The organism is Roseibium algae, from assembly GCF_037783265.1.
Taxonomy (GTDB): domain Bacteria; phylum Pseudomonadota; class Alphaproteobacteria; order Rhizobiales; family Stappiaceae; genus Roseibium; species Roseibium algae.
On sequence record NZ_JBAKIA010000004.1, the window covers coordinates 205017 to 230383 of the forward strand.

Below are 25367 nucleotides of genomic sequence, written 5' to 3' on the forward strand. Positions count from 1 at the left end.
CGGCATGTGCCGAGAAAATGCGTGTTGAAGAGAAAGCTGATCTGGTGCCCAAGTGTATTGCGACCATAGCCCTCCTCGTGCGCGAGTATGATGAGGCGATTGCGTTCTATTGCGAGAAACTTGGGTTCCAGCTTGTTGAAGACACACAACTCAGTCCCAATAAGCGTTGGGTGCTTGTGTCACCCACTGGCGGAGGTTGCCAGCTTCTACTTGCCCGTGCCGATGGGGCAGACCAAACAGCTGCAGTAGGCAATCAGACAGGTGGACGTGTCGGCTTCTTCCTGGAAACGGATGATTTTGAAGCCGATTATGCGCGTATGACGTCAGCCGGGGTGCATTTTCAGGAGCAGCCCAGGGTCGAGGCCTATGGCTAGGTTGCTGTCTTTGATGACCTTTATGGCAATCGTTGGGATCTGATCGAACCATCGCGCTAAGGCGGGCTGAACGAACACCGGCTATTGCCTAAGTCCCTCTGGTGGCATGTGTTTGGGCTTTATGAATTCTCTGATTTTAACTGCGCCATAACCTTGGCCGTTTCTATGCGCTGCCCTTCCTGGATCAGGTCTTCCAGAACCTTGACAAGATCTGTCCTGCCCTCGGCTTCAAGCTGCTTTTTCAGCGAAGGCCAATCCTGTTCTCCTTGTTTTTCCATGATTGCCCTTTCTGGGTTCGTCTTTTGGGTGCCGGTTTTTCAGTGGCCATCATGGGCAGGTTACCTTGCCTTGCGCCGAAAGCTCAATCCTGCTGCAATGATCAGGGATATCGCTGCGGCAAAAGATGCGCTTTGAAAGCTACCTGTCATATCATGCAGATAGCCTGCCAGCCATGGACCGATCACCTGCCCAAGACCAAAGCTGGCGGTCATGATGGCCAGTATGCGCCGTGGATCCCCGGTTGACAACTTTCGCGCTTCCATCAATCCAAGTGCTGTGATGCCCATGAACGTTGCGCCTACAAGCGCGGCTGACAGCAAGATGATCATAGCGCCACCACCAGATACACTGAGGGCCACACCCAAAGCTTCTGCAATACAGGCAATCGAAAAGGCCATGGAGGCACTGGTTCGGCTTGCAATCTTGTTCCAGAACAGGATCGAGGGGGCAGCGGCCAGCCCTACAACGAGCCAGACGATTTCTTCCAGTCCCGAAAGGGCTGGGTCTTCCCTGACAATCACCGAAATGAAGGTCATGGTGATGACGTAGCCGAAGCCGAAGAGAGCATAGGCAGCAATCAACCGGTAAAGAGCGGCCGGTTGTCTGGTCTCTACCTCTGTCTGGGCTGCCGCCGTTTGGGAGCTTGAGACTTCAGGTGGAGCTTCTTTGATGACAAGCAGCGCGGAGGCCAGAAGCAAGAGGAGTGTTGTGCCAGCTGAAGCCAGCCACAGGCCTTGCCAGCCAACGGCTGAATGAGACAGGGCGGCAATCAGAACTGCTGATAGAGCAATGCCGCAGCCAACGCCTGAAAAGTAAAGCGCAGAGAGATTGGCTCGGCCCGCGCGCGCCAGATCCTCCAACACCAGGGAAGAGGCAAACACCAGCACAAATGCACTGGCAAAACCGCCTAGAAAGCGCAGAAGGCAGAACACGACAAGTCCGGAACCCAATGCCATCGCGGCACTTGTAACAGCGCTGGCAAAAAGCGCGCCGAGCATCCAGTTGCGTTTTGAACCCGGCAGATGCCCGAACGATCCAGCCAGAGCTCCGACCAGATAACCGAGAAAGTTTGCTGCTGCGATCAAACCGGCTTGGCTGGGAGCAAGCGGCACGTTTTCGACCATGAAGGGCAGGATAGGCGTGTAGACAAACCGCCCGATCCCCATGGCAGCTGCAAGACAAAGTGCGCCGCCAATGGCCAGGCGGATGGGAGCAGCAATCATGAAACTAAATTGTCCTGTGCGCGAAAGGTCTTGGTCTATGTGTTTGGGCAGCATATTGCTGGCACCCTGGAACGCAAGGCCCAGTCCACGTGTTGCAGGTATTCGAAATCCTTAAGGTTCTTTTTGAAGTCTACGTCTGTGATAGACTAGCCTCGACTGTTGGTCTGGACCTACTCAGGTGCGCGCCAGCCAGCGGCAATGGCATCGGCTTCCGAGCAGAACCAGCGCTCTCCGGCAGCTTTGTTGATCCGGGTGCGGGAATAATGCCGTGACCAAGGCGTGTGATAGATCTTGCCACGTCCAGAAATATTGCCCTTGATCGGACAGTTTTCAGGACCTGTCTGTGCGGCGACTTGCCATTTTTGAGCGCGGTAGTCCCAGGGAGCTTCGAATTCGCCAGCCCAAAGACCTGTCCCTTCGAGATGGGCAGCATCCTCTTCCAGCACATAGGCCGCAGAGTAGCGTCGAAACGCCAATGCCTGACCGGAGCGGACCATTTCCGCGTTCAAATTGCGTCCGCGGACATGGCATGTTGCGATCCTTCGGCTGTAGACATCCAGTTCGTCGCCATGGCAGGTGACGGGTCCAGCAGAGGCAAGTCGTTCGAGATACGCCTTGGAGGCCTTGCCGCAGGACCAGGTCTTGCCCGCGGATTTTTTGCAGGACTGAGCCAGCTCCGGAGCGTCGATGCCATCAAGGCGGATCTTGTCGCGGCCAAGCTGGATCGTATCGCCATCAATGATACGCACGGCGAGGCCTTGCCCAGCCGCCGCAGGCAGGGCTGCGATTAAAACACCGAGCACAAAAATAGCAGCACGCGGAAGCGATTGGGCGCTTTTACGCATTACGAAAATCCATTTCGAATCAAATCATCAAGATAAGAAAGCGTGGAACCAGAAGCCGTGCCCGACAACCTGTGAAGGACAGATGGCCTTGTATGATCCGGGTTCTCTGTGGATGGACGTTTGCCGGTCCGGTTCGTGACGAGCTTTCCCGGCTGGTCGTCACTTTGGGCAGCTTTAAGAAAACACAATGAATTTGATGTTTGCTGTGACCCAATTAGGGGCCGGACCCTGGATCAAGGCGGAGCAGTGCATGTTTGAGAAATTTGCAAATAAGATCGAGACGGCAATTGCATTAGGTGGTGTGTGTTGGAAGGTGCTCATGCTCGACAAGGAAATGCTGGTGTTTCCGATTTTGAGCACACTGGCATTATTGTGCTTGTTGGGCGGTGTTTTCTGGCCTTTTTGGTCCTCCGGCGAGCTGGGGGTGTTCATGAACTCGTTTCAAACCGAGGCCGAGTTCCAAAATGACCCGCGCGTCTTGATCGGTGGCTTCCTGATCTATTTTGCGTGTTCTTTCATCATCATCTTTTTCAATGCAGCGCTTCTCACCTGCACGATGATCCGGTTTGCAGGTGGTGATCCAACCGTCATGGATGGTCTGCGCTCGTCCATGCGCAATCTGCATCAGATCTTTGTATGGGCGTTGTTTGTCTCCACGGTCGGATATATTTTGAAACTGATCGAAGATCGCTCAAGTGGCCTTGCCCGATTGTTTATCGGGTTCATAGGTGCAGCCTGGGCTGTGGCCATCTATTTTGCGATCCCTGTGCTTGTGGTGGATCGCGTTGGTCCCATAGAAGCGGTCAAGCGGTCTGTATCGGCCATGCGCAAGACATGGGGTGAATCGTTGGCGTCCCACGCTGGCCTTGCAGGCCTGAACCTTCTTGCCGGTTTGATCGGTGTCTTGCTGATTGCAGCTGGTGCGGTTCTTTTCTCGGATCAGCCCAGTGTTGCCTATGGGTTTTGGGCGGTGGCTGTTGTGTGGATCGTGGGAACGACGTTGCTCACGACAACACTGGCCGCGATCCTGAAGGGCGCGCTTTATATCTATGCTGTGGAGGGCGTAATTCCGAAGCATTTTGACGAACGTACGATCCGCAGCGCGTTTTCCAAAAAGGAAGGCTGAATGACTGCTTCGCCTAGCGTGCTGTTTGATCTGTGCCGAATGGAAACAGCCGCTTGGTGGAACGAATGTTCTTGATGGGGCCATGGAAGTGATTCGCACGCAGGCTTGTGAAAATGTACGTCAATAATTGTTGGAGGATAAAACCAAGGGTATGCCTTGTCATAAAATTGTAATCAAAAGAGAGTGACGAATTGTTATAATTAACGATGCTTAACCAGCTATTTATTTGAATTAGCGGGCTAAAAAATTCCGTCTATACAGTTTGATAACGAAGTTGGCTCAATCTTACTCAGAGTTAATTTGGCGGCGGTCCTTATTGGGGGGCTGGTAAACTGTGGGGATTAATATGAGTTGGTTTGCAAATTTACGAGTTTCTACAAAGATATATGCAGGGTTTGGGGCCTTGGTGTCTTTGTTGATTGTGGTCAGTGTCGTTTCTGATCTGGGGTTGGTGAATTCAAGTGAAAACTTGTCCACTTACCGGAGTTACGCAAAGAACACGAATGCGGTCGGACGCGTTCAGGCGAATTTGCTGTCGGCGCGCCTTGGTGTTAAGGACTTTGTTATCAGCGCCAATGAAGACGCAATCAAGGTCGTCAAGGAACGTGTTGGCAAGACACTGGAATTGATCGAACAAACCAAGGGTGTTTTGGAACGCCCAGATCAGATCGCGCGTCTTGATACGGTCGAGAACGACATGAAGATCTATTCTGATACCTTCAACAAGGTGACGGAGTTTCAGGCACAGCGAAACCAGCTGGTATCAGATGTCTTGAATCAGCGCGGCCCGGCGATGGAAAAAGCCCTGTCCGGTGTCATGGACAGTGCGTTTGCTGACAAAGATGCCGAGGCCGGTTACTTCGCGGGCGTTGCTCAAAAGCATCTGCTTCTGGGGCGGCTCTATGCGCAGAAGTTCCTGCTCGACAATACGGAGGCAACTTTTGTCCGGACGGAAGAAGAGTTTGGCAAACTGTCCGCCGCATCAGAGGATTTACTGGCTCGGTTGGAAAACCCGAAGCGCCGCGAACTCACTCAGCAAGTTCTTGCCGACAGCACAGCTTATATGACGGCATTCACCGAAACGGCCGCTATCATTAAGCAGCGGAATGGCCTGATCAAGGGTACACTGGACAAGGTTGGCCCTGAAACAGCAGATCTGATCGAGACTATGAAGCTTGGCTACAAGGATCTGCAGGATGAACTTGGCCCACGCGCTGAAGCCGATGCGCAGCAGGCTGTCGAGACATCGGTAACTGTGGCCGCGATTGCCGTGATCTTTGCCATTCTCGCTGCTTGGTTTATCGCGCGCGGAATCTCCAAGCCTGTCATGGGCATCACGTCTGTGATGAACACACTTGCCAACAATGATCTGACTGTCGAAGTCGTCGGTGCCGAGCGCAAGGACGAAGTGGGCCAGATGGCAAAAGCTGTTCAGGTCTTCAAGGACAATGCAATTGCAGTCAAGAGAATGGAGCAGGAGCAGGCAGAGGCAGAAGGGCGAACCCGAGAAGAGCGTCGTCAGGCGACGTTGGAGATGGCAGATCAGTTCGAGCGTTCCGTTGGCGGTATTGTTGAGATGGTGGCATCAGCGGCAACTGAAATGCAGGCAACTGCCACTCAGCTGACCGGGTCTGCCCAATCCACTTCGGAACGAGCTGTGACCGTGTCGAGTGCCGCAGAAGAGGCTGGTGCCAATGTCGCGACAGTTGCAAGTTCTGCTGAAGAGCTTGGGGCATCTGTCAATGAGATATCGAGACAAGTCGGTCAATCGGCTGAAAAATCGCGGCAGGGGGTTGCTGAAGCTGAAACCACCGCTGTGGTCGTGAGTGATCTGAGTGAAGCTGCTGGGCGGATTGGCAATATTGTTGAGGTGATTTCGGGCATTGCCGAACAGACCAACCTTCTGGCCTTGAACGCCACCATTGAGGCGGCCCGAGCCGGAGATGCTGGTAAAGGCTTTGCGGTCGTTGCATCTGAAGTGAAGCATCTTGCCGAACAAACCAGCCGCGCAACCAGCCAGATCAGTGAACAAATCGCTGAAATCCAGTCCTCTACGGAGAAGGCTGTGACCGCGATTGGCGGAATTGGCGGCACAATCCGGGATCTGGATGAAACGGCGACGGCAATTTCGAGTGCTGTTGATGAGCAGGGCGCTGCAACACGGGAAATCGTTCATGCGGTAAGCCAAGCCTCGGCAGGTGCTTCTGAAGTGAACGTCAACATCGCCGGTGTCGCGGAAGCAGCTGAAGAAACTGGGTCGGGCGCAAGTCAAGTCCTGAGCGCTGCCTCCGAACTTTCCCAGCAAGCAGAGACATTGCGTGAAGAAGTGCAGGGCTTCCTGAACAACATTCGGGCCGCCTAAGGCAAAGCCTGCTGTATCTTGAAAGTGGTCTCGGGCCGGACAGTTCCCCTCTGTTAGGCCCGATTGCTGTCTGATCCAAATGAGACTTCGTCAGAAAATCACGACTCAACTGTAATCTGCACCGTAAAACCAGGCACATCCCTGAATTCGAGGTCGCTCATCCGAAGCGAAATGTTCAAAGCTGGGGGCGTTTTGCTGCGTCGCTTTCCGGTCGAGTTGATAAAAAACAACAAAAATATTTTTTTATTTGCGACTTGGGCATTGCTGTTGTCATTGGGCGCTCCTAAATTGCACTCCGAGGCGGGGAACAACGTGGGCCGTATTGGCCCTGAAAGTCTCCGCTGGTCACCGGACCCAAAGGAGTTTCCCATGTCTTTCGAACTTCCCGCACTTCCCTATGCCTATGACGCTCTTGGCCCTTACATGTCTGCCGAGACGCTTGAATTTCACCATGACAAGCATCATCAAGCCTATGTCACAAACGGCAATAATCTGCTGAAAGACAGTGGTCTGGAAGGCAAGTCTCTGGAAGAAATCGTCAAGGGTAGCTTCGGTAAGAATGCTGGCCTCTTCAACAATGCCGGACAGCATTACAACCATCTGCATTTCTGGAACTGGATGAAGAAAGACGGTGGCGGCACGTCTCTCCCTGGCGTTCTTGCTTCCAAGATCGACAGCGATCTGGGGGGATATGACAAGTTCCGCGCAGATTTCATCGCAGCTGGTGCGACCCAATTCGGCTCAGGTTGGGCTTGGCTTGCACTACAGGACGGCAAGCTGGTTGTGACCAAAACAGCCAACGGCGAAAGCCCGCTGGTTCACGGTGCAACCCCGCTGCTGGGGTGTGATGTTTGGGAGCATTCCTATTACATCGACTATCGCAACGCGCGTCCGAAGTACCTGGAAGCATTTGTCGATAACCTGATCAACTGGGACTACGTTCTCGAGCTTTACGAAGCTGCTTCCTGATCAGTTGTTGAGTTTTGAAATCAAGAACCCCGGCCTGTTAGGTTGGGGTTTTTTTATGTCGTTTTCTACAGGGTGCTTAATATTGTAGTGGGATATTGTATTAAGTATATATGACAGTGTAATAAGTTTATTATTATATAAACTGTAGGGTTTTTTACTTGCTGTGCGATTTATTTTTTTAAATTTAAGCTTTGGTATTTGTGAGATTTATTAATAATTAACTCGAATCCATCAGATTTAAATTTAACCAGCCTTCTGCGCTTGAGAATAATTCTGAGGAAAGAAAATGCTTCAAGGTTCCGCGAAAACGCCCAAAAACCTAGTTGTTGCCGCAGTTGAAGAGCTGATGGCAAACGTGATGATTGCCGACAGCAGCTACAACATTGTCTATATGAATGATGCTGTAAAAAATCTGCTGCGCGATGCGGAAACGGACATTCGCCAGAAATTCCCCGACTTTGAAGTTGATAAATTGATCGGCAGATCGATTGACGTGTTTCATAAGAACCCGGCGCACCAAAGAGGGCTGCTGGATCATCTGACCGACACCCATCGTGCAGCGATCAAGATTGGGGAGCGCACGTTCGATTTGATTGCAAATCATATGTTCAAGGGCGGCAAGCGGATCGGCACTGTGGTCGAATGGGCCGATGCTGCCGAGCGGCTGATGAATATTGAATATGCAGGAAAAATTGAAGCTCTTGGACGATCACAGGCCGTCATTGAATTCGAGATGGACGGCACAATTCTGGATGCGAATGATAATTTCTTGAATGCCCTGGGCTATCGGAAAGGTGAAGTGGAAGGCAAACATCACAGTATGTTCGTTGATCCTGCTTTCAGGTCCTCTGCCGAGTATGCAGGATTTTGGGAAAAACTGAGAGCCGGAGAATTCCAGCAAAGCGAGTTCAAGCGTATTAGAAAAGATGGTTCCGATGTCTGGATTCAGGCAACCTATAATCCCATTTTCGATTCATCAGGTAAGCCTGTGAAAGTGGTCAAGTTTGCGACCGACATTACAAGTGAGATTAATGAACGCCAACGCCGTGCCGATGTTCAGAGCGGGATTGATGCCGATCTGAACGAAATTGCAGCGACATTGTCGACCACGGCCGAGCAGGCCACCAATTCAGCCTCGACGTCGGAGCAAACTGCCGGAAGTGTCCAAACAGTGGCAGCTGCGGTTGAAGAACTGGTTGCGTCGATCCAGGAGATCAGTCGGCAAGTGAACTCTGCCATGGAGGTCTCCCAGAAAGCGGTGGGCGAGGCAGCCAAGTCTAGCCAGATCATGACCGGGCTTTCTGAAGACGCGAAAACGATCGGTAATGTGATCGAGTTGATCGATAATATTGCCAATCAAACCAACCTTCTTGCTTTGAATGCGACGATTGAAGCTGCGCGCGCAGGTGAGGCGGGCAAGGGCTTCGCGGTGGTTGCCTCTGAAGTCAAAAGTCTGGCCTCTCAAACCAGCAAGGCGACGGAAGATATTTCCAGCCAGATTGAATCTGTTCAGTCGACGACCGCCGATGCCGTTGTGGCGATTGGGGCCGTCATGGACATCATTGAGAAGATCAACGATATCTCGACCAACATTTCTGCTGGTGTCGAAGAGCAGACGGTTGTGACAAGGGAAATTTCAACGAACATGCAAACCGCATCGCATGGTGTCGAGATGGTGACGTCCAGCGCCCAGGTGATTTCATCTGCGATGGAGCAGATTGATGCGGCGACACAAAAGGTCCGTGAAGCTTCCCGCTCGATCGCGTGAAGATTCATTTGATCAGTTTCGGAAATTAAGAGGCTCCTTTTATTAAGGGCCTTATGTTGAGCTGCGCATGCAATTTCTGATCACAGGGGCGTGATATCGCATCCATTGCTTGATTGATGCTGGCTGACTTGCAAGTCTGTAGGTCTCGGAGAGGAGATCAACATGCGCAAACCGTTTTTTGGAATGGTGCTGGCTTCCGTTGCCAGCATTGGTGCAACTTCAGTCATCGCGGCCGGTGACCCAATTGCCATTAGGCAATCGATCATGCAATCGGTTGGTGCGGCCGCAGGCCTCGGCGGCGGCATGATGAAGGGTGAGATCGCTTACACCCCGGCTGCAGGCAAGGCTGTGATCGCGGCCATGGATGCCTCAGCACATTCATTTGGTTCCTTTTTTCCTGCAGGAACCGACACAGGCGACACCACAGCCTCCCCGAAAATCTGGGAAGATGCTGCGGGCTTTGAAGCCGCGCTTGCAAAGTTCGCCGGTGCATCAGGTGCGGCTATGGCTGCATCGGGCAAAAATGGGCCGGCTGATGTGGACGCTTTCAAAGCTGCAATGGGGCCGGTTTTCGGCAACTGCAAAGCCTGCCATCAGGATTTCCGGGTAAAGAAATAATCTGTGGGGCCCGATCATGCTGAAGAGGCTCGCCGGAAGTCTGGTTGTGCTTGGGCTGTTTGGAGCTGGAGCAGGCTGGGTCCTGTCTGCTCCAAATCCGTTGCCGGATGCCGTAATTGCTGCTTTGCCAGATGGCGACCCCGGGCGCGGTGAGCTGGTGTTCTGGGCGGGGGGGTGTGCCTCCTGTCATGCTGCTCCTGGTGCGAAGGGGGGCGATAAGTTGCAGCTTGGCGGAGGGCTGAAGCTGGAAACACCGTTTGGCGTCTTTGTGTCTCCCAACATCTCAAGCGATACGGAGGATGGCATTGGTGACTGGTCAAAGGCGGATTTTGCCAATGCCGTGCTGACCGGCACATCACCGGAGGGGGCTCACTACTATCCGGCTTTCCCCTACACATCTTATGCCCGCATGAGTCTGGTCGATACGGCAGATCTGTTCGCCTTCATGAAAACGCTGCCTGCGGTTTCCGGCAAGGCCGCTTCCCATGAACTTGGTTTTCCATTCAACATCCGGCGTGGTCTGGGGCTTTGGAAGCTGTTGAACCTGTCGCCTGATCCGGTGATTGAGGAGCCTTCCGAGCTTGGCGAGACGGAGCGGGACCTGTGGCTGCACGGACGTTATCTGGTTGAAGGGCCGGGCCATTGCAGCGAGTGCCATACTCCGCGCGATGCTTTGGGCGGACTGGATATAGCTCATTGGCTGGAAGGCGCGCCTGCTCCAACCGGTGAGGGCAGGGTGCCGGGTCTGGATCCGTCTTCGGACATGGGCGGCTGGAGCCTTGCCGACATTGCCTATTACCTGGAAAGCGGCTTCACGCCAGAATACGACAGTGTTGGCGGCGAGATGGTGGATGTGCAGGCCAATATGGCCAAGTTGCCTGCCAGCGACCGTGAGGCCATCGCGACCTATCTGAAGGCTTTGCCGCCGCATCAATGAGACGCGGTGGCTGGTGTTACACGGCGAAGATGGCTTCGGTTATCTATACGAGCTCAGTTATGAAGCCTGCCCCTAGATACGACGGGAGATGTGGGTAGCCAGTGACTGCACACTTGGCCCGAAGATGAAGGCGATTACGGCAGCCGCTGGCCAGGCGAGGATGAATGCGTCCATCCAATGGCTGAAGAACGTGGGGCTCCAGCCCAGATTGATCCAGGTGACCCAGCAGGACATCAGGGAAGACAGTAGCAGTGACATCAAGGCTGAGAAGATGATGCGGTGCTTCATTCGGAAGCTCCTGCGCCTTCCTTCTTGAGGCCGATGGGGCCAAGCTTCTCGATGTAGAGTACGTTCGTGATTTTGCGTTCGAGCACGGCCTTGGTGTGCACAGCCTCGAAATGATCAGCCAGTGCCTGCGGGTTCTTCCAGCGTTCCCACAAGATAAAGCGCCTGGGGTTTTCCAGGTCTTGGCGGATTTCGAAGGAGATGCAGCCCGGCTCTGTTGCAGTTGCTTGAACCAGTGCCTTCAGTGCTTGCTCAACTTCTGGCAGCTCAACGCCGTTTGCGGCTTCGATCCCTGCGCTGATAAAATAGTCTGTCATGTCGTTCTCCTGTCTGAAGGGATGTGTGATCCTGCAGAAGGGTTTTATGATTTTCGTTTTGTGTAATATATAGAATAAAATGAGAGTTCAGATTCCGGAAATGAAATCATGTTGGATGACATCACGCTCTTCGTTCATATCGTCCAGGCGGGTGGACTGGCCGCAGCTGCATCCCGGTTGCAGATTCCCCCGGCGACGGTAACACGCCGATTGCGCAAACTGGAGGAAGGCATTGGTTGCAAGCTCATCCATCGGTCTGCCCGGAAATTTGCCCTTACTGCAGAGGGGGAGGCTTATTATCAGGCCTTTGGCGCGCTGGTGCATCAATTTGAGGGCACGGCGCGTAGCTTGAGTGCTGATCTTCATCAAGTCACTGGCCCGTTGACTGTCGCAGCGCCAACCAACATTTCGGTGAAGCTTCTTCAGCCCATGTGGTCGGCGTTCATGAAGGAGCATCCGCGGATCCAGCTTGAATTGCGGCTCTCTAACGGCTTTACGGATTTGGCTTCCATACGAGCGGATCTGGCGATGCGGATTGGCCCTCAACCAGATTCACAGCTCTATCAAATACGCCTTGGGACTGTTGCGACGATTGTTGTGGCCTCGCCGGATTATCTTGGGAAACATGGCCATCTGGCCGGGCCTGAAGACTTGGCAAGCCACAGCATCATTGGTGTTCGTTCATTGCCAACCTGGGATTTATCAAACATTAGCACTGGGCAGAAAGCGTTATTTCAACTCACTGCGGCAACGGTGGTTGATGATATCGGTATGGCGTGCCAGTTGGCGTGTGATGGCCTTGGCATCGTTCTTCTGCCAGTCTCTGAGATTGAAACAGAGGTCTCTGATGGCCGTCTGGTCCATGTACTGGGCGATTGGCAGGGGCAGAGGCGTGATCTCTTTGCGGTCTGGCCATCTGGACGCCTGCTGGGCGCCCGGGCCAAATGCCTGCGTGACTTCATGCAGAGTTCCATTCGCGAAATTCCGGTTCTGCAGGGCGAAGTGCCCAGCTACAGAGACCCCTAGGTCGCCTGACAGCGACTGTAGATCGCCATGTCGATGTAACCGGACATATAGGTCAGGAACGTCTGGCATTCGGCCTGTGTCTTGAAGCAGCCGGCGCGAGAGACGTTGAAGGTGCGGTCAAAGTCATACTTCTTACCGCCTACGATGCCCTTCCAGCCTGATGTGTTGCCAGCAGCCTTATAGGCCTTGCAGTCATATTTGGTGCCGTAGGTCTCGGGCACGTAACGCGTGTCATAGGTGGGTGCAAACAACACGTCGCTTGGTGTTTGGATCTGGCAAGCTGCAAGGAATGCCAGCGCGAAGAGGGAAGCGCTGACCTTGGCTATTTGGGACCGAACCATTCTCAATTCTCCGCAATTTTCGCTGCATCATCGCGCGCAGGACCTGTCACACCTGATTGACTTGATCCCTAACGTCATTCGCCGTTCTTGCCAAGGTTGAAAACGAGACCGCAACTTAACCACTGCATTGTCTGTGGATGCGGTCCCGTATCTTCTACCTGGCGCTAATTGACGTTGATCCATCGCAGCATGACGAAATTGTCAGCCCGTTGGGTCAGCTCGACATTCGCATTGGATCCCCATAGAAGCGGCTGAATGTGCAAGGGCACATAGACGACGTCATCCTTCACGGTCATGGCGACTTCATCAAGCATACCCTGACGCTTGGCCGGGTCAATTTCTCGCTGGATCAGCGGCAGAAGCTCGTCAACCCTGGCGTTCGAATAGCCGCCGAAGTTCCAGCTGCCGAGTTTTTTCTCTTTGTTCTGGGTGGTGACAAGGAAGCGGACCGGGTGCTCGGCATCGAAGGTGCCCGGTGACCAGCCAAGCAGGTACATGTCGTAATTGCCTGCGCGCAGTTCTTTCCAATAGGTGCGAACCGGCATTGCTGTCAGGTCGGCTTTCATGCCAACCTTGGTCAGCATTGCGGCCATGGCCTTGCAAAGTGCCTCATCGTTGATGTAGCGGTCATTCGGGCACATGAGGCCAAAGGAAAACCCGTCCGGATAGCCAGCTTCCGCAAGCAGTGCTTTTGCAGCCTCAGGCTCGAAGCCATCCCGGTTGGCTGCAGCCTCGCTGTAGCCCTTCATCTGCGGGCTCACCAGCTGACTGGCGACCTCCGCATTGCCGCGCATGATTTTTTCGACAAGAGCTTCCGCGTTGATTGCGAGCTGTGCTGCCTTGCGGACCCTCACATCCTGGAACGGATTTTTGTCTGTGGTTTCCTTGGAGTATTTCAGCGCGTCATGACTGTGGCCAAAGCCCAGCATGATAACACGCGCCTCGATGCCCTGGTGAAGCTTGAGACCGTCTTGAGAGGCGATCCGGTCAATGTCCTGAACTGGAACCGGGTTGATCAGATCAACCTGACCACTCAAAAGACCAGCCACCGCTGTTGCCGGATTGGCGATTGGCAGGAACGTTGCCTTCGTCAGATTATGCTCAGCTGTGTCCCACCAGCCGTCGAAAGGTTCCAGAACAGTTTCGACGCCCGGCTCACGGGCCACGATCTTGAAGGGGCCTGTTCCATTGGCGTTCAACGTTGCGAAGGTTTCGGTGTCTTTGGAAGGGCGTTCCGTGCCATTGGCTTCAGACCATTCCTTGTCCATGATCATGAAATTGGCGATGGAATCTGGGAAAATCGGATCCGGCCTGTGGGTCAGAAAGTCGACTGTGTAGTCATCAACTATGATCACGTCTTTGACTGGTGAGAACCACGAGCTTGTGTCGGATTCGTCTGAAGAGGCGCGTTGGTAGGAAAACAGCACGTCTTCCGCGTTGAAGGCAGAACCGTCATGGTACGTCACGCCCTGGCGCAGTTTGAAGCGCCAGCCATCCCCGCCAAGGGGCTCATAGCTTTCGGCAAGAGACCCTTCGATGGCCATGTCCTTGTTGCGGCGGACCAGTCCTTCATAAACGTTATTCAGGAAGCCAAGGACGGGCGAAGAATTGACCGCATGGGGGTCCATGGTCTGAGGGTCGGTTGGCGAGGACCAGCGCAGTTCCGCAGCGCTGGCGGTTGATACAGTTCCGAGAAGCGCCGCAGCGAGCGTAATCCCGACCGCAATGCGTCCAGTACGATTGTGTGAGTGTGTCATGACATCCCCCATGGCATAGGCTGATTTTGATTGAAATCAGCCTATGCCATTTGGAGATAAAAGAAATGCTGAAGCCCTGTGAGCGGTGGGCATCTCCCTCAAAACTGTGTGATCGACTTACGTTTACTGTGTGCCATCAAAACGGGTCGTGCCGCCGAACCGGCTCGGTCTGTGAGGCCATTCGACATCATTTCAATGGCCTGCTTCATAGGGGCTGTTTCTCGATCTGGTGTTTTCTTTTTTGAGAACGATATTATGTGTCAGTATTGTGAAAATGAAGTGAAGTAAGATTGTGAATTAGTTATATTGAGATTGAATTCATATCGTATATAAATAATAAGATGGATAAAGTATAAGTAAATTTTGAATTTGCTTGATCATTGCTTATGTTTTGTCAGCTTTTTCTATTTTAGAGGAGCCTTTAAAATATTTGAGGTGTGGGCTTGAAGATGAATTAGATCTAAGTTATTTAAATGAATGTTCGCTGTATTTATTTTGGTGTTCTACGGATTCTGAAATTACAGCGCCTCAGGTATGCCGACTGCGCCTAACGCAGAATACTTCATGACTGGCATCCTGCTGCACAGCGCCTCTTCGCGTTCGTGGCACTTTCGATGTGGTAAGATGATCTCCTCGAACGATATCCATTATCGTTGGGGATCGTGTAGGAGCGCGCGCCATGTGCGTTCCCGCTGCATTGTTCAAAAATCTTTTCTTGACGGGTGCATCCCAGTGCCTGCGCACGACAGAAATAATTGATTGAACGAGGAGCAATGAAATGCAGGATTCGAATGAGACGATTCACGCATCCCATGATCTAGACGGCGATATTTCTAAAATCAAAAATTACTATAAGGATTGGGCTGCCAACTACGATCAGGACGTGAAAGATCAGAGCTATGGTGGCCCGGAAGTCATCGGTAATCTGGCATCATTGATTGCTGTTTCTTATTTACACAAACAACCGGAGAATGTGCGCGTTCTGGATGCTGGTTGCGGCACAGGTTTGTCTGGCCTTGCGCTTCAGGAAACTGGCTTCAAGGTTGTTGACGGCTTCGACCTCTCGGATGAGATGGTCATGGAAGCTGAAAAAACCGGCGCTTATAAAGAACTTCGTGGCAGCGTTGACATAACAGTTGATCGTATTAGCGTGTTTGATCGCAAGTACGATTTGGTGGTTTCTTGTGGGGTCTTCACCCTTGGGCACGTCGAGCCGGAAGCGCTTTTGACATTGGCGCGGCTGTTGACGAAAGACGGCCATTTGGCAGTGAGTACGCGCAACAGCTATTTGAGCGGATCAGACTTCAAGAAAGAAAGTCAGGATTTGGTGCGCAGAGGCCTTCTTGAGGAAATTCTGATCATACCTGATGCACGCTATATTGCAGAAGAAGATGCCCACTACTGGGTTTATAAGCGCGGTCCCAAGCTAACATAGCATCAGGAAATGTCTGCGGCCTTGAGGCGAAGGCAGAGCGAGCTCAGAGCCTACGCCGATAGGCTTTGAATTCAGGGCTCTTGTGACGTTGCCCGACTGTGAGCTCGTTGCTCCAGCTCACAGTCGAAAAACGATCAAAACCCGGCCAGCAAGGTGTGACCCTTGCTGGCAAATATTTCCTGTCAGGCCTTGCCGACAACTATCTCCCGTCAGGCCTTGCCGACGACCATCAATGCAAAGGCTTGAACCAGAGCCACTTCCTTCAGGCGGTCAAAGCGGCCAGAGGCACCGCCATGACCTGCTTCCATGTTGGTCTTGAGCATCAACAGATTGTCGCCGGTCTTGGTCGCGCGCAATTTGGCAACCCACTTGGCAGGCTCCCAATAGGTCACGCGCGGATCTGTCAGACCGCCAACTGCAAGAATGGCCGGATAGTCTTTGGCTGCAACATTGTCATACGGAGAATAGCTGGCGATATACTCATAAGCTGGCTTCTCGGTGATCGGATTGCCCCATTCCGGCCATTCCGGTGGGGTGAGGGGCAGCGTGTCGTCGAGCATGGTCGACAGAACATCGACAAAGGGAACCTCTGCGATGATGCCGGCAAAGGCCTCAGGCGCCATGTTGGACACAGCCCCCATCAGCATTCCGCCAGCTGATCCGCCCTGGGCGATGATCCGGTCGTGAGAGGTGAAGCCTTCGCTTGCCATGTGCTTGGCAGCCACGATGAAGTCGGTGAAGGTGTTCTTCTTGGTCTCGCGTCGTCCGTCCCTGTACCAGCGAAAGCCCTTGTCCTTGCCGCCGCGAATATGGGCGATGGCGTAGACAAAGCCACGATCAACCAGAGACAGCGCATTGGTGTTGAAGCTGGCTGGCATGGACATGCCGTAAGATCCGTAGCCATACAGCAGACAAGGCGCAGATCCGTCCAGCGGCGTGTCCTTGCGATAGAGCAGGGAGATCGGCACGGTCTCGCCATCGGCCGTCGGGGCTTGCAGCCGCCGGGTGACATAATCGCCCGCAACATGTCCCGATGGCACTTCCTGTTCCTTGCGCAGCAACCGCTTGCGGGTTTCCACGTCGTAGTCATAGACACGCGACGGTGTGGTCATCGAGGAATAGCTGAAGCGAATTTCGGTGGTATCGAACTCGTAACCGCCGCCAAGACCCAGCGAAAAGGCTTCCTCATCAAAGGAAATCTCGTGCTCGATATGATCCGCCAGACGATGGATCACGATCCGCGGCAGGCCGTTTTCCCGTTCAAGGCGCACCATAAAGGTCTTGTAGACGTCATGGGACAGGATCAGGCAGCCTGGCTTGTGCGGTACCAGATCGGTCCAGAACTCACGGCCCGGCGTCGCTTTTGGTGCGGTGACGATCTTGAAATCTTCAGCGCCACCCAGATTGGTCAGGATGTAATAGGTGTCGCCATTGTCATCGAGGGAATATTCGACGCCCGTGTCGCGCGGCGCAATCAGATGCGGCGGGTCCAGGGGGGCGTGGGCTGAGATCGTCCAGATTTCTGACGTTTCATGGTCATGAATATCGATGATGATCGTGTCGCCGGACTGGGTCTTGCCGACGCCCATGAAGAAGCCTGCATCCTCTTCCTCGAAGATCAGGGCATCGGACGCCGGATCTGTGCCGATCTCGTGACGGAACAGCTTGGATGGGCGGTGGTTGGCATCCAGGCGAATGTAGAAAAGATACTTGCCATCTGCCGAGAACGTCCCGCCGCCAGAAGTGTCTTCAATGCGGGTTTCGCTGTCCTTGCCGGTTTCCAGATCACGGATCTGGAGGGAGTAGAATTCCGATCCCTTGTCGTCATAGCCCCAGGCCAGCAACTTGTGGTCAGATGAATGACCCGCGCCGCCGAACTTGAAATAGGCTTTGCCCTCGGCTTCCTTGTCACCGTCCAGAATGATCTCTTCATCAGACCCGTCGCGCTTGCTGCGCAGGAACTTCGGGTGCTGGCCACCAGTGACGAATTTCATACCGTATAGATACGGTCCATCCGGGGAGGGAACCGAGCTGTCGTCTTCCTTGATCCGGCCGCGCATCTCGGCGAACAGCTTGTCCTGCAAGTCCTTTGTCGGAGCCAGCATGGTCTCCTGATAGGCGTTTTCCGCCTCCAGATAAGCCCGGATGTCTGCATCGAGAACATCAGGGTCACGCATGACTTCCTGCCAGTTCTCTGCTCGAAGCCAGGCGTAATCGTCCTGACGTGTGATGCCGTGGGTTTCAAGGGTGAGGGGGCGTGCTTCAGCACGCGGAGGCTTTGGCTGTTTCATCATAGTTTCCGAAGTAGGATTTTTAGGCGCATGAGACAAGGGGCAGATGTTGGCAGAAGACATCACATGATTGCGCCTCATACCGGTGACAGTAAGATTGACATGCCCGTCAGGCCGCTTATCCTAGAGGTTTGATGGTTTCTGATCTCCGTAGTGGGATTGGGATGAAAAGGGAATACGGTAAGGTGTAGCCAACAGGCGCCGAGTCCGTGACTGCCCCCGCAACTGTAGGCGGTGAGCAAACCTGAACAAGGCCACTGGAGCAATCCGGGAAGGCTCAGGTGCGCTGCGACCCGCAAGTCAGGAGACCTGCCATCCGTGTTTAACCCTCAACCCGGGCGGGGTGCCCCGGAGGAGATCGCGAGATGGCATTGAAATCCCCCCTTTTTACACCCGTTTTGCGGGCGCTTGCAGCTCTTCGTGTGGCCGTTCGGTCTTCTGCGCGTTCTGGCATCGCGAAGCCTTTCGTCATTCAGGCATTCTGATCGCGGATATCGTTCCCATGCCCGATGAGCCCGTTGGAGACAATCGTCTTCGTAAATGGGCTTTTGTGGGGCTTGACTTTGGTTATGTAATAACATTACAAATTTGTGTGTTGGTTGCGCATCAGGTCTTTTGATTTGTGTCACGCTGTAAACCGGAAAGTGAAAATGACAGCCGCATCGTTGAAAATACGGGAGATTAGCTGGGGTCCATCCAAAGGGCTGACGCTATTGCATCCTGTCAGCTTCGAGCTGGTCCCTGGCGACTGCCTTGGGGTTGTCGGGGCCAATGGCGCGGGAAAATCAACCTTGTTGCGGCTGATCTATCGTTATTTGAAGCCCAGAACAGGGCAGATTCTTCTGGATGAACAAGACCTGTGGCGCCTGTCAGCCCGGCAAGCAGCTCAAAAGGTTGCCGCCGTTCTGCAGGAGCAGCCAACGGATTTTGCCTTGACCGTCCGTGAAATTGTGGCTCTTGGCCGCAGACCACATGCTTCAGGCTTTTCATCTCCTGCCGGGAGGGATCAGGTTATCGTCACCAAAGCCCTTGCGGACATGCAGTTGCAAGGCTTGCAAAACCGGCGGTTCGGCACCTTGTCTGGCGGCGAGCGGCAACGGGCGATGGTCGCCCGGGCGCTGGCGCAGGAGCCCAAGCTCCTGGTTCTGGACGAGCCGACGAACCATCTGGACATTCGCCATCAGCTGGAAATTCTCGAATTGGTCCGGGGCCTTCCTGTCACTGTTGTGACCAGCCTTCACGATCTCAATATGGCTGCCAGCCTTTGCGACACGGTTCTGGTGCTGGCTGGAGGGTATCCTCTGGCCTTTGGGCCGCCTTCACAGGTGATCACGCCGGAGCATGTCGATGCGGCCTTCGCTGTTCAAAGCCGTCTTGAGCTGCTTCAGCCGAGCGGGCAGCCCCATCTGACTTTCTCTCTTCCGTCTTGAATAAGGTTCTCTTTGAAATGAAACGTATTTTGGCAACCTTGCCCATTCTGGCTGCGCTGATGATTGCCGCGCCTGCTTCTGCCGCGACTACCGTGAAGAGCTGCAACAGGGATGTGACATTCGACGCGCCGCCAAAAGCGGCTGTCTCCAACGACGTCAATCTGACCGAGATGATGCTGGTTCTTGGCTTGCGCGATCATATGGTTGGCTACACCGGCATTTCCGGCTGGAAGACCCTGGATGAGGAAATGCGGAATGGCATAGCCGAGTTGCCGGAGCTTTCGGCGAAATACCCGAGCAAAGAAGTCCTGCTGGGCGCTGGGACTGATTTCTATTTCGCGGGCTGGAACTATGGCATGAAGGTCGGCGGCGAAGTGACGCCGGAGACGCTGGCACCGTTCGGCATCAAGGTCTATGAACTGACTGAATCCTGCATTCACATTGGAGCCAAACCAAAGGTGTCCATGGAGGACATGTACAACGACCTTCTGAACCTTGGCCGGATCTTTGATGTTGAAGATCGCGCGGAAAAACTGGTCGAAGGATATCGCAAGGAACTGGAGGACTTCCGCGCCACGCTGAAGACCGGCGAAGAACCGCTAAAGGTATTTGTCTATGACAGCGGCGAGGACAAGCCGTTCACTGCCGGACGATATGCCATGCCAACGGCCCTGATCGAGGCTGCAGGAGGCGTCAATGTTCTGGATGACCTAGGCAAGAGCTGGGCGACCATTGACTGGGAAACCGTGGTCGAGAAGAACCCGGACGTGATCATGATCGTTGACTATGGCACTGTGACAGCCGAACAAAAGCGAGACTTCATGCGGAACAATCCGGCCTTGGCCAAAATCGATGCAGTGAAGAATGATCGCTTCGTCACTCTGTCTTATGTCGAGGCGACGCCGGGACCGCGTAACATTGAAGCTGTCAAGAAGCTCGCTGCCGCGTTCTGGGGAGACTAGGACATGCTGGACCGCACCGCAGCAGCCAACCTTCAGGATGGGGAGGGGTCTGACCTTCAGGAACGTGGCGGTCACACAGCACCTGCTGCCCATTTTGAAGCTGCGGACCAGTCTTCATCTGCAGTTCTGCCAGAGAATTGGCGGTTCTTCGGGGTTTTAATGGCGGGCCTTGTCTTGCTGCTGGTGTCCTTTGTGGTGGCTGTTTCATTTGGCGCGGTGCCTGTGCCAGCCAGCACAGTTGCAGGCATTATCGCTAACAAGATCGTGCCGGGGATGTTTGAACCGGTCTGGACAACAGGGCGAGAGGCAATTGTCTGGGAAATCCGCATTCCACGCGCCATTTTGGCAGCTTGTGTCGGCGCGGGGCTTGCTGCGGTCGGAGCAGCGCTTCAGGCTGTGACCCGCAATCCGCTTGCTGATCCGCATCTTCTCGGCATTTCGTCGGGCGGGGCATGCGGCGCGATCATGGCGCTGTTGCACACGGGGCTGTTTCTGGGGCTTCTGACTGTGCCTTTGATGGCCTTTGCCGGGGCGCTGTTGGCGACGGTTATGGTGCTGGCCGTCACCCGCCTGACCGGTGCGACCAGCGCGGACAAGCTGGTGCTGGCGGGCGTTGCGGTTTCCTTCATCCTCATGTCATTCGCCAACATGTTGATCTTCATGGGCGATCCGCGCGCCACCCATACGGTGATCTTCTGGATGCTCGGTGGCCTCGGACTCGCCCAGTGGAACCATCTGGTGTTTCCGGCGGGCGTTCTGGCGCTGACCCTGCCTTATCTGTTGGCCAAGGCAGGCGATCTCAATGCAATGACCATTGGCGATGAGACCGCTGCGACCCTGGGTATTCCGGTTGCCCGGTTTCGCCTGACGATCTTCGTGGTCTGCTCGCTCATCACCGGTGTGATGGTCGCTTTTTCCGGGATTATAGGCTTTGTCGGCCTGATGGTGCCACACATCGTGAGGCGTATCACCGGGGGAAGTTACCTGCGTGTTTTGCCGGCATCCGTTCTGGTGGGCGCGCTGATCTTGATCTGGGCAGACCTTGCAGCCCGCTCGCTGTTGTCCCCGGAGGATATCCCGGTTGGCATCGTCACAGGATTTCTGGGTGGCTTGTTTTTTCTGGGGCTGCTGCGCACCAGAAACACCGGCAACTAGGTCCAAAAAGCGTACAGGCTCCCTGGGAAACAGGGAGCCTGCACTCTCGGATCGGCCCGCAGTACGCGGTGGGGTGTCCGGTCCGGTTATCAAGCAGCAAATGCGCGGACGAAATCGCCATATGGCAAGGTTGGGTGTCCGATCAGCTTCTCCAGGTCTTTCGATGTGCTGAAGAGCGCGCCTTTGCCTGCGGCCACATCACAATCGGCAATCATTTCAGCAAATGGCTTCGGCAGGCCTGCCTGCTCCAGAACGCCGGCATAGGCGTCCTGTGGCATATTGTTGAACGGGATGTCCTTGCCAGTGGCGCTGGAAAGGGCTGCAGCCAATTCCGCAATCGTGAAAGCATCGTTTCCTGCCAACTCGTAGGTGCGAGTGGAGTTGTCATCGGAAAGAAGGACAGCAGCCGCAGCATCGGCGTAGTTCTGGCGGCTTGCCGCAGCTATTTTTCCATCACCGGAAGCCCCGGCAATTGCGCCGAACTGCAGACCCGCTCCAAGAGAGCCTGCGTAATTTTCCAGATACCAGCCGTTGCGAAGCAACACGTGAGCAACGCCGGACGTCTTGAGAAGGGCCTCGGTTGCCTTGTGTTCCTGAGCCAGGATCATTGTTGAGGTGTCGGCGTTGAGGATGCTGGTGTAGGCGATCAACTTGACGCCTGCCGCCTTTGCAGCTTCGATCACAGCTGTATGTTGCGGAATGCGCTGACCGATTTCGCTGCCTGAGATGAACAGCAGACGGTCGACCCCCTTGAGAGCTGCAGCCAAGGTGTCCGGACGGTTATAGTCTGCCTCAACCACGGACACTGTCGCGCTGGCAAGATCCTGCGCCTTGTCTGGCGAGCGGACGAGGGCGCGGATATCGGTTGCGCCCTTGTCGGCCAGAGCCTGAAGGACAAGGCGGCCGAGTTGGCCATTCGCACCGGTTACAGCAATCATTTTGGTCTCCTTGAGGTCAATTTGAATTCGATAGTTGCAATATGTCTTGCTAACTTTCCTTTTGTAAGTACACACTAAAAGGTAAGTATCGAAAAAATGGAGACGCGGATGCCTTCCTTGATGCAATCGTCGAAAAATGAGTCAGTAAGTTTCCCCGAAGAGCAGCCGGAAAAGCACAATGCGACCGAACTGTCGCACCCTGTGCAAAATGCGCCGCCCGGGTCTTTGTCTGATGCTGTGAGGAAGGGGATGGTTTTCAGCGATCAATGCCCGTCTCGCCAGATACTGAACCATTTGACCAGCCGATGGGGCGTTCTGGTGCTGATTGCGCTGTTGGAGCGCACCCACCGGTTTTCGGAATTGCGGCGTAAGATTTCCGGCGTCAGCGAAAAAATGCTGGCCCAGACGCTGCAAGCGTTGGAAATGGACGGGTTTATTGACCGCAAATCCTATCCGGTCGTGCCGCCCCACGTCGAATACTCCCTGACGCCGCTGGGCGCAGAGGCGGCTGAAAAAGTGCGCGACTTTGCCGACTGGATTGAACTGAACATGGGCCGGATCATGCAAGCCAGCCGCATCGTTACCGACGAAAAACAGCCAGACTGACTGGCTTTGGATCAGGCTTGGGGCAAGAACCGGTCAGTTGTCGCTGCGACGATTGACTGGAAGGGGAGCGTTTACTCACGTTTCATGAGTAAACGTCATGGCATGCCCGTTGAGGCAATAGCGCAGGCCAGTTGGCGGCGGGCCGTCCGGGAACACGTGCCCAAGATGGCCGTCACACTTTGAACAACGGATTTCCGTACGGACCATGCCGAGTGTGGCATCCTCGATCTCTGTGATCGCCTCTGGGGCGACCGCCTTGAAGAAGCTCGGCCAGCCACAGCCCGCATCAAACTTTGTGTCCGACAGGAACAATGGCTGTCCGCAGCCTGCACAATCATAGCGGCCATGGTCAAAGCTGTTGCAGTAAGGTCCGGTGAAAGGCCGCTCTGTTCCGCTTTGCCGCAAGACATGGAACTGCTCCGCCGTGAGCTGCTCCTGCCACTCGGCGGCTGTCTTTTTGATTTTCGCTACATCCGTCATGGCAGCTTGTCCCCGTTTCGCTTGTTCTCTCTACTTAGGATCCAGACACTGGGATGACAAGCGGTGCTTATCCAGGCCGGCAGATGACAAACAGTGCCTGGAGACACCCCTTGCTCTCCCTCATCCCGAGCAGCGTTGAAACGCGTTTTGAAGGAGTGGGAAAGTGTGATCGCCGCAGCGTCGGTCATTGGCATGATCCGCCGTGATGACTAAGCCTTCCTACATTCACCTGTGGTCATCCCCGACTTGATCGGGGATCTACTCATTTCCAGAGTTTCTTCGGTGATTTGATGCCTATCCGGCGCGGGGCGGCGTTAAGTCCAACCGTCGCTGCAAGTCGAGACGTGGATTGGATCCCCGATCAAGTCGGGGATGACGGCCCTATGGTTCTGTTTGTCCAAGGATGCTGCCAGGCATATGTGGTGTTGAAGTGTACGTGCAGTACAGGACATTCGAAGACTGGCTAGTGGGTTTAGCTGTGCCGTCAGTCCTCTATCTTCTGCATCAGCAGCATGGAGGTTTCGGTCCGGTTCCGTCCTCCGGATTTGGCCAGATAGAGTGCTTTGTCAGCGGCCTGTAGCAGGGCTTCCGGTTCCGTGTTTCTGGAGCCATTTATGCAAACAGCTGTGGCTGCACCAACGGAAACGGTGATCACCTTGCCATGATCGATGTTTGCATGACTGGGAATGGCGAGATCCTGAATTGCCTGCCGAATGGTATCGCCGAGGGCTTTGGCACCTGCCTCCCCGGTGCGCGGCAGGATGATCGCCAGTTCCTCGCCGCCATATCTTGCCGCCAGATCTGATGGCCGTCGCGCAATGCCTTTGAGCACCGAGGCTATCGCGCGCAGGCAGTCGTCACCAACCTGGTGGCCATAGTGGTCATTCACGCTCTTGAAATGGTCAATGTCGGCAATCAGCAGGCTCAAATGAGTTTGCTCTCTGCGTGCAAGGGCCCACTTCCGTGTCAGGGCCTCGTCAAACGCCCTGCGGTTTGCAAGTCCGGTCAGGCCATCGGTTCTGGCCAGGGTCTCCAACTTGTCTTCCAACAGCTTCTGTTCGGTCACATTGCGCGCTGAAACGACAAATCCGCTTGCAACTGCTGGATCGCTGGACAGCCGTTTTGAAACCCCCTCGATCCAGAGTTCGGAGCCATCCTTTTTGCAGACACGGAAACGTATTCTGTTGGTTTGTTGCGCTCCAGTTATGAGCTTGATCGAGTGTTGTGTCAGACGCGCGCGATCATCGTCATGTACAGCCCCGGCGAACTCGCGGCGAAACTCTTCTTCCGTCCAGCCAAGAACGTGGGTGACTGACGGGGAGACATAGGCGAAGTTCCGCTCGGTATCGACCTGGAGGATCAAATCTACGCTGGCCTCGGTCATCGCCTTAAAGTCGATTTCTGTTGAGCTTGGAGTGTCTTTCGGATGTTTTACAGAGGATTTCATGGGTTTTCCGAGCTTTGCGTAATCCGGTGTATTGAGGATTTATCGAAAAAGTTCAATCAAAAATTCCCTAGAGGATGATGTCGCAGGCTTGATCAAAAGATGGGGTAGTTTTTCGGAGTGAAGCAAATGGTATGTAAAATATCTGCTTATTACTTAGGGTGGGTGTCTGCTAAAATTCAACTTTAAAAAATGTGCAATATTGCAAAGAAAATGAGCGATTTTAATTGGAAATCAAATTTTTACGTCCGATATTAGATCTGGAAAGCAGATTTCGCCAAAAGGTCTGGTGAAGAGTTGATCTGGAAACCGTTTCCTAACTCTTGCGTGTCATCAAGCTGGCACGTAAGACAGCTCCATTAACCAATCAACGTATGGGCGTTGATTCGATAGGTATTC

At 54.1% G+C, this 25367-nt stretch carries 24 protein-coding genes and 1 riboswitch; of the genes, 13 read left to right on the forward strand and 11 right to left on the reverse strand.

Annotated features, from left to right (window positions below; genetic code table 11):
* Nucleotides 1-17: 17 nt before the first annotated feature.
* Nucleotides 18-374 carry a VOC family protein gene (locus V6575_RS07290; RefSeq protein ID WP_422785537.1) on the forward strand — a complete coding sequence of 119 codons (357 nt, stop codon included), beginning with the start codon at nucleotides 18-20 and terminating at the stop codon, nucleotides 372-374.
* A 119-nt stretch (nucleotides 375-493) separates the two neighbouring features.
* Here the strand turns inward: V6575_RS07290 and V6575_RS07295 are convergent, their stop codons facing one another.
* From V6575_RS07295 to V6575_RS07305, 3 genes are all read right to left on the reverse strand, one after another.
* Nucleotides 494-652, reverse strand: coding sequence for a hypothetical protein (locus V6575_RS07295; RefSeq protein WP_340273580.1), 159 nt, complete (start codon nucleotides 650-652; stop codon nucleotides 494-496).
* 60 nt (nucleotides 653-712) lie between these two features.
* Entirely contained in the window at nucleotides 713-1876 is a 1164-nt protein-coding gene (locus V6575_RS07300) for a YbfB/YjiJ family MFS transporter (protein ID WP_340273581.1), read from the reverse strand.
* A 170-nt stretch (nucleotides 1877-2046) separates the two neighbouring features.
* Nucleotides 2047-2721, reverse strand: a complete 675-nt coding sequence (locus tag V6575_RS07305) for a thermonuclease family protein (protein ID WP_340273582.1) — start codon at nucleotides 2719-2721, stop codon at nucleotides 2047-2049.
* A 250-nt stretch (nucleotides 2722-2971) separates the two neighbouring features.
* On the opposite strand from V6575_RS07305, the gene V6575_RS07310 reads away from it, so the two are divergent.
* The 6 genes from V6575_RS07310 (at nucleotide 2972) to V6575_RS07335 (ending at nucleotide 10501) form a co-directional block, all read left to right on the forward strand.
* Nucleotides 2972-3847 (forward strand): DUF6159 family protein, encoded by an 876-nt coding sequence (locus V6575_RS07310; RefSeq protein ID WP_340273583.1) that lies wholly within the window; start codon nucleotides 2972-2974, stop codon nucleotides 3845-3847.
* 346 nt (nucleotides 3848-4193) lie between these two features.
* Complete coding sequence (locus tag V6575_RS07315; protein ID WP_340273584.1) at nucleotides 4194-6209, forward strand: methyl-accepting chemotaxis protein; 2016 nt, start codon at nucleotides 4194-4196, stop codon at nucleotides 6207-6209.
* Between the two features lie 369 nt (nucleotides 6210-6578).
* Nucleotides 6579-7178, forward strand: a complete 600-nt coding sequence (locus V6575_RS07320) for a superoxide dismutase (RefSeq protein ID WP_340273585.1) — start codon at nucleotides 6579-6581, stop codon at nucleotides 7176-7178.
* A 286-nt stretch (nucleotides 7179-7464) separates the two neighbouring features.
* A complete protein-coding gene (locus V6575_RS07325) occupies nucleotides 7465-8946 on the forward strand; it encodes a methyl-accepting chemotaxis protein (protein ID WP_340273586.1) in 1482 nt (493 codons plus the stop codon).
* Between the two features lie 162 nt (nucleotides 8947-9108).
* On the forward strand, nucleotides 9109-9564 hold the full coding sequence (locus tag V6575_RS07330) for a c-type cytochrome (RefSeq protein ID WP_340273588.1): 456 nt from the start codon (nucleotides 9109-9111) through the stop codon (nucleotides 9562-9564).
* A 16-nt stretch (nucleotides 9565-9580) separates the two neighbouring features.
* Nucleotides 9581-10501: a c-type cytochrome gene (locus V6575_RS07335; protein ID WP_340273589.1), complete on the forward strand. Its 921-nt coding sequence runs from the start codon at nucleotides 9581-9583 to the stop codon at nucleotides 10499-10501.
* Nucleotides 10502-10573: 72 nt separating this feature from the next.
* On the opposite strand, the gene V6575_RS07340 is transcribed toward V6575_RS07335, so the two are convergent.
* Entirely contained in the window at nucleotides 10574-10789 is a 216-nt protein-coding gene (locus tag V6575_RS07340) for a DUF2798 domain-containing protein (RefSeq protein ID WP_340273590.1), read from the reverse strand.
* A complete protein-coding gene (locus V6575_RS07345) occupies nucleotides 10786-11103 on the reverse strand; it encodes a putative quinol monooxygenase (RefSeq protein WP_340273591.1) in 318 nt (105 codons plus the stop codon). Before V6575_RS07345 ends, V6575_RS07340 begins: the two co-directional genes overlap by 4 nt.
* A 108-nt stretch (nucleotides 11104-11211) precedes the next feature.
* Between V6575_RS07345 and V6575_RS07350 the strand changes: the two genes are divergently transcribed.
* Nucleotides 11212-12129, forward strand: coding sequence for a LysR family transcriptional regulator (locus V6575_RS07350; RefSeq protein ID WP_340273593.1), 918 nt, complete (start codon nucleotides 11212-11214; stop codon nucleotides 12127-12129).
* On the opposite strand, the gene V6575_RS07355 is transcribed toward V6575_RS07350, so the two are convergent.
* The gene (locus V6575_RS07355; protein WP_340273594.1) at nucleotides 12126-12470 is read right to left on the reverse strand and encodes a hypothetical protein; all 345 of its coding nucleotides are present in this window, start codon (nucleotides 12468-12470) and stop codon (nucleotides 12126-12128) included. The genes V6575_RS07350 and V6575_RS07355 overlap by 4 nt on opposite strands.
* 164 nt (nucleotides 12471-12634) lie before the next feature.
* A complete protein-coding gene (locus tag V6575_RS07360; RefSeq protein ID WP_340273595.1) occupies nucleotides 12635-14227 on the reverse strand; it encodes an ABC transporter substrate-binding protein in 1593 nt (530 codons plus the stop codon).
* Between the two features lie 778 nt (nucleotides 14228-15005).
* Between V6575_RS07360 and V6575_RS07365 the strand changes: the two genes are divergently transcribed.
* A complete protein-coding gene (locus tag V6575_RS07365) occupies nucleotides 15006-15662 on the forward strand; it encodes a class I SAM-dependent DNA methyltransferase (RefSeq protein WP_340273597.1) in 657 nt (218 codons plus the stop codon).
* A 209-nt stretch (nucleotides 15663-15871) separates the two neighbouring features.
* Here V6575_RS07365 and V6575_RS07370 read toward each other — a convergent pair whose 3' ends face one another.
* Nucleotides 15872-17953 (reverse strand): S9 family peptidase, encoded by a 2082-nt coding sequence (locus V6575_RS07370; RefSeq protein ID WP_340273598.1) that lies wholly within the window; start codon nucleotides 17951-17953, stop codon nucleotides 15872-15874.
* A 118-nt stretch (nucleotides 17954-18071) separates the two neighbouring features.
* A riboswitch (cobalamin riboswitch) is annotated at nucleotides 18072-18284 on the forward strand.
* A 319-nt stretch (nucleotides 18285-18603) separates the two neighbouring features.
* On the opposite strand from V6575_RS07370, the gene V6575_RS07375 reads away from it, so the two are divergent.
* The 3 genes from V6575_RS07375 to V6575_RS07385 all read left to right on the forward strand — a co-directional run bounded on the left by V6575_RS07375 (nucleotide 18604) and on the right by V6575_RS07385 (nucleotide 21500).
* Nucleotides 18604-19383 (forward strand): ABC transporter ATP-binding protein, encoded by a 780-nt coding sequence (locus V6575_RS07375; RefSeq protein WP_340273599.1) that lies wholly within the window; start codon nucleotides 18604-18606, stop codon nucleotides 19381-19383.
* Between the two features lie 17 nt (nucleotides 19384-19400).
* Complete coding sequence (locus V6575_RS07380; RefSeq protein WP_340273600.1) at nucleotides 19401-20345, forward strand: ABC transporter substrate-binding protein; 945 nt, start codon at nucleotides 19401-19403, stop codon at nucleotides 20343-20345.
* A 159-nt stretch (nucleotides 20346-20504) separates the two neighbouring features.
* Nucleotides 20505-21500: a FecCD family ABC transporter permease gene (locus V6575_RS07385; RefSeq protein WP_340273940.1), complete on the forward strand. Its 996-nt coding sequence runs from the start codon at nucleotides 20505-20507 to the stop codon at nucleotides 21498-21500.
* Between the two features lie 89 nt (nucleotides 21501-21589).
* Here V6575_RS07385 and V6575_RS07390 read toward each other — a convergent pair whose 3' ends face one another.
* Nucleotides 21590-22438, reverse strand: a complete 849-nt coding sequence (locus V6575_RS07390) for an SDR family oxidoreductase (RefSeq protein WP_340273601.1) — start codon at nucleotides 22436-22438, stop codon at nucleotides 21590-21592.
* Nucleotides 22439-22687: 249 nt separating this feature from the next.
* Between V6575_RS07390 and V6575_RS07395 the strand changes: the two genes are divergently transcribed.
* Complete coding sequence (locus V6575_RS07395) at nucleotides 22688-23044, forward strand: winged helix-turn-helix transcriptional regulator (protein WP_340273941.1); 357 nt, start codon at nucleotides 22688-22690, stop codon at nucleotides 23042-23044.
* 75 nt (nucleotides 23045-23119) lie between these two features.
* On the opposite strand, the gene msrB is transcribed toward V6575_RS07395, so the two are convergent.
* Nucleotides 23120-23524 carry a peptide-methionine (R)-S-oxide reductase MsrB gene (gene msrB / locus V6575_RS07400; protein ID WP_340273602.1) on the reverse strand — a complete coding sequence of 135 codons (405 nt, stop codon included), beginning with the start codon at nucleotides 23522-23524 and terminating at the stop codon, nucleotides 23120-23122.
* 484 nt (nucleotides 23525-24008) lie between these two features.
* The gene (locus V6575_RS07405; protein WP_340273603.1) at nucleotides 24009-24971 is read right to left on the reverse strand and encodes a sensor domain-containing diguanylate cyclase; all 963 of its coding nucleotides are present in this window, start codon (nucleotides 24969-24971) and stop codon (nucleotides 24009-24011) included.
* Between the last annotated feature and the right edge of the window lie 396 nt (nucleotides 24972-25367).

Excerpts from the sequence above, each read along its gene's own strand:
- V6575_RS07315 (WP_340273584.1), top strand. The coding sequence starts at position 4,194 with ATGAGTTGGTTTGCAAATTTACGAGTTTCTACAAAGATATATGCAGGG.
- V6575_RS07325 (WP_340273586.1), top strand. The coding sequence starts at position 7,465 with ATGCTTCAAGGTTCCGCGAAAACGCCCAAAAACCTAGTTGTTGCCGCA.
- V6575_RS07370 (WP_340273598.1), bottom strand. The coding sequence starts at position 17,953 with ATGAAACAGCCAAAGCCTCCGCGTGCTGAAGCACGCCCCCTCACCCTT.
- V6575_RS07360 (WP_340273595.1), bottom strand. The coding sequence starts at position 14,227 with ATGACACACTCACACAATCGTACTGGACGCATTGCGGTCGGGATTACG.
- V6575_RS07295 (WP_340273580.1), bottom strand. The coding sequence starts at position 652 with ATGGAAAAACAAGGAGAACAGGATTGGCCTTCGCTGAAAAAGCAGCTT.
- V6575_RS07305 (WP_340273582.1), bottom strand. The coding sequence starts at position 2,721 with ATGCGTAAAAGCGCCCAATCGCTTCCGCGTGCTGCTATTTTTGTGCTC.
- V6575_RS07335 (WP_340273589.1), top strand. The coding sequence starts at position 9,581 with ATGCTGAAGAGGCTCGCCGGAAGTCTGGTTGTGCTTGGGCTGTTTGGA.
- V6575_RS07330 (WP_340273588.1), top strand. The coding sequence starts at position 9,109 with ATGCGCAAACCGTTTTTTGGAATGGTGCTGGCTTCCGTTGCCAGCATT.
- V6575_RS07350 (WP_340273593.1), top strand. The coding sequence starts at position 11,212 with ATGTTGGATGACATCACGCTCTTCGTTCATATCGTCCAGGCGGGTGGA.
- V6575_RS07320 (WP_340273585.1), top strand. The coding sequence starts at position 6,579 with ATGTCTTTCGAACTTCCCGCACTTCCCTATGCCTATGACGCTCTTGGC.
- V6575_RS07390 (WP_340273601.1), bottom strand. The coding sequence starts at position 22,438 with ATGATTGCTGTAACCGGTGCGAATGGCCAACTCGGCCGCCTTGTCCTT.
- V6575_RS07405 (WP_340273603.1), bottom strand. The coding sequence starts at position 24,971 with ATGAAATCCTCTGTAAAACATCCGAAAGACACTCCAAGCTCAACAGAA.
- V6575_RS07375 (WP_340273599.1), top strand. The coding sequence starts at position 18,604 with ATGACAGCCGCATCGTTGAAAATACGGGAGATTAGCTGGGGTCCATCC.
- V6575_RS07345 (WP_340273591.1), bottom strand. The coding sequence starts at position 11,103 with ATGACAGACTATTTTATCAGCGCAGGGATCGAAGCCGCAAACGGCGTT.
- V6575_RS07385 (WP_340273940.1), top strand. The coding sequence starts at position 20,505 with ATGGCGGGCCTTGTCTTGCTGCTGGTGTCCTTTGTGGTGGCTGTTTCA.
- V6575_RS07365 (WP_340273597.1), top strand. The coding sequence starts at position 15,006 with ATGCAGGATTCGAATGAGACGATTCACGCATCCCATGATCTAGACGGC.
- V6575_RS07380 (WP_340273600.1), top strand. The coding sequence starts at position 19,401 with ATGAAACGTATTTTGGCAACCTTGCCCATTCTGGCTGCGCTGATGATT.
- V6575_RS07340 (WP_340273590.1), bottom strand. The coding sequence starts at position 10,789 with ATGAAGCACCGCATCATCTTCTCAGCCTTGATGTCACTGCTACTGTCT.
- V6575_RS07310 (WP_340273583.1), top strand. The coding sequence starts at position 2,972 with ATGTTTGAGAAATTTGCAAATAAGATCGAGACGGCAATTGCATTAGGT.
- V6575_RS07355 (WP_340273594.1), bottom strand. The coding sequence starts at position 12,470 with ATGGTTCGGTCCCAAATAGCCAAGGTCAGCGCTTCCCTCTTCGCGCTG.
- msrB (WP_340273602.1), bottom strand. The coding sequence starts at position 23,524 with ATGACGGATGTAGCGAAAATCAAAAAGACAGCCGCCGAGTGGCAGGAG.
- V6575_RS07395 (WP_340273941.1), top strand. The coding sequence starts at position 22,688 with ATGGTTTTCAGCGATCAATGCCCGTCTCGCCAGATACTGAACCATTTG.
- V6575_RS07300 (WP_340273581.1), bottom strand. The coding sequence starts at position 1,876 with ATGATTGCTGCTCCCATCCGCCTGGCCATTGGCGGCGCACTTTGTCTT.
- V6575_RS07290 (WP_422785537.1), top strand. The coding sequence starts at position 18 with ATGCGTGTTGAAGAGAAAGCTGATCTGGTGCCCAAGTGTATTGCGACC.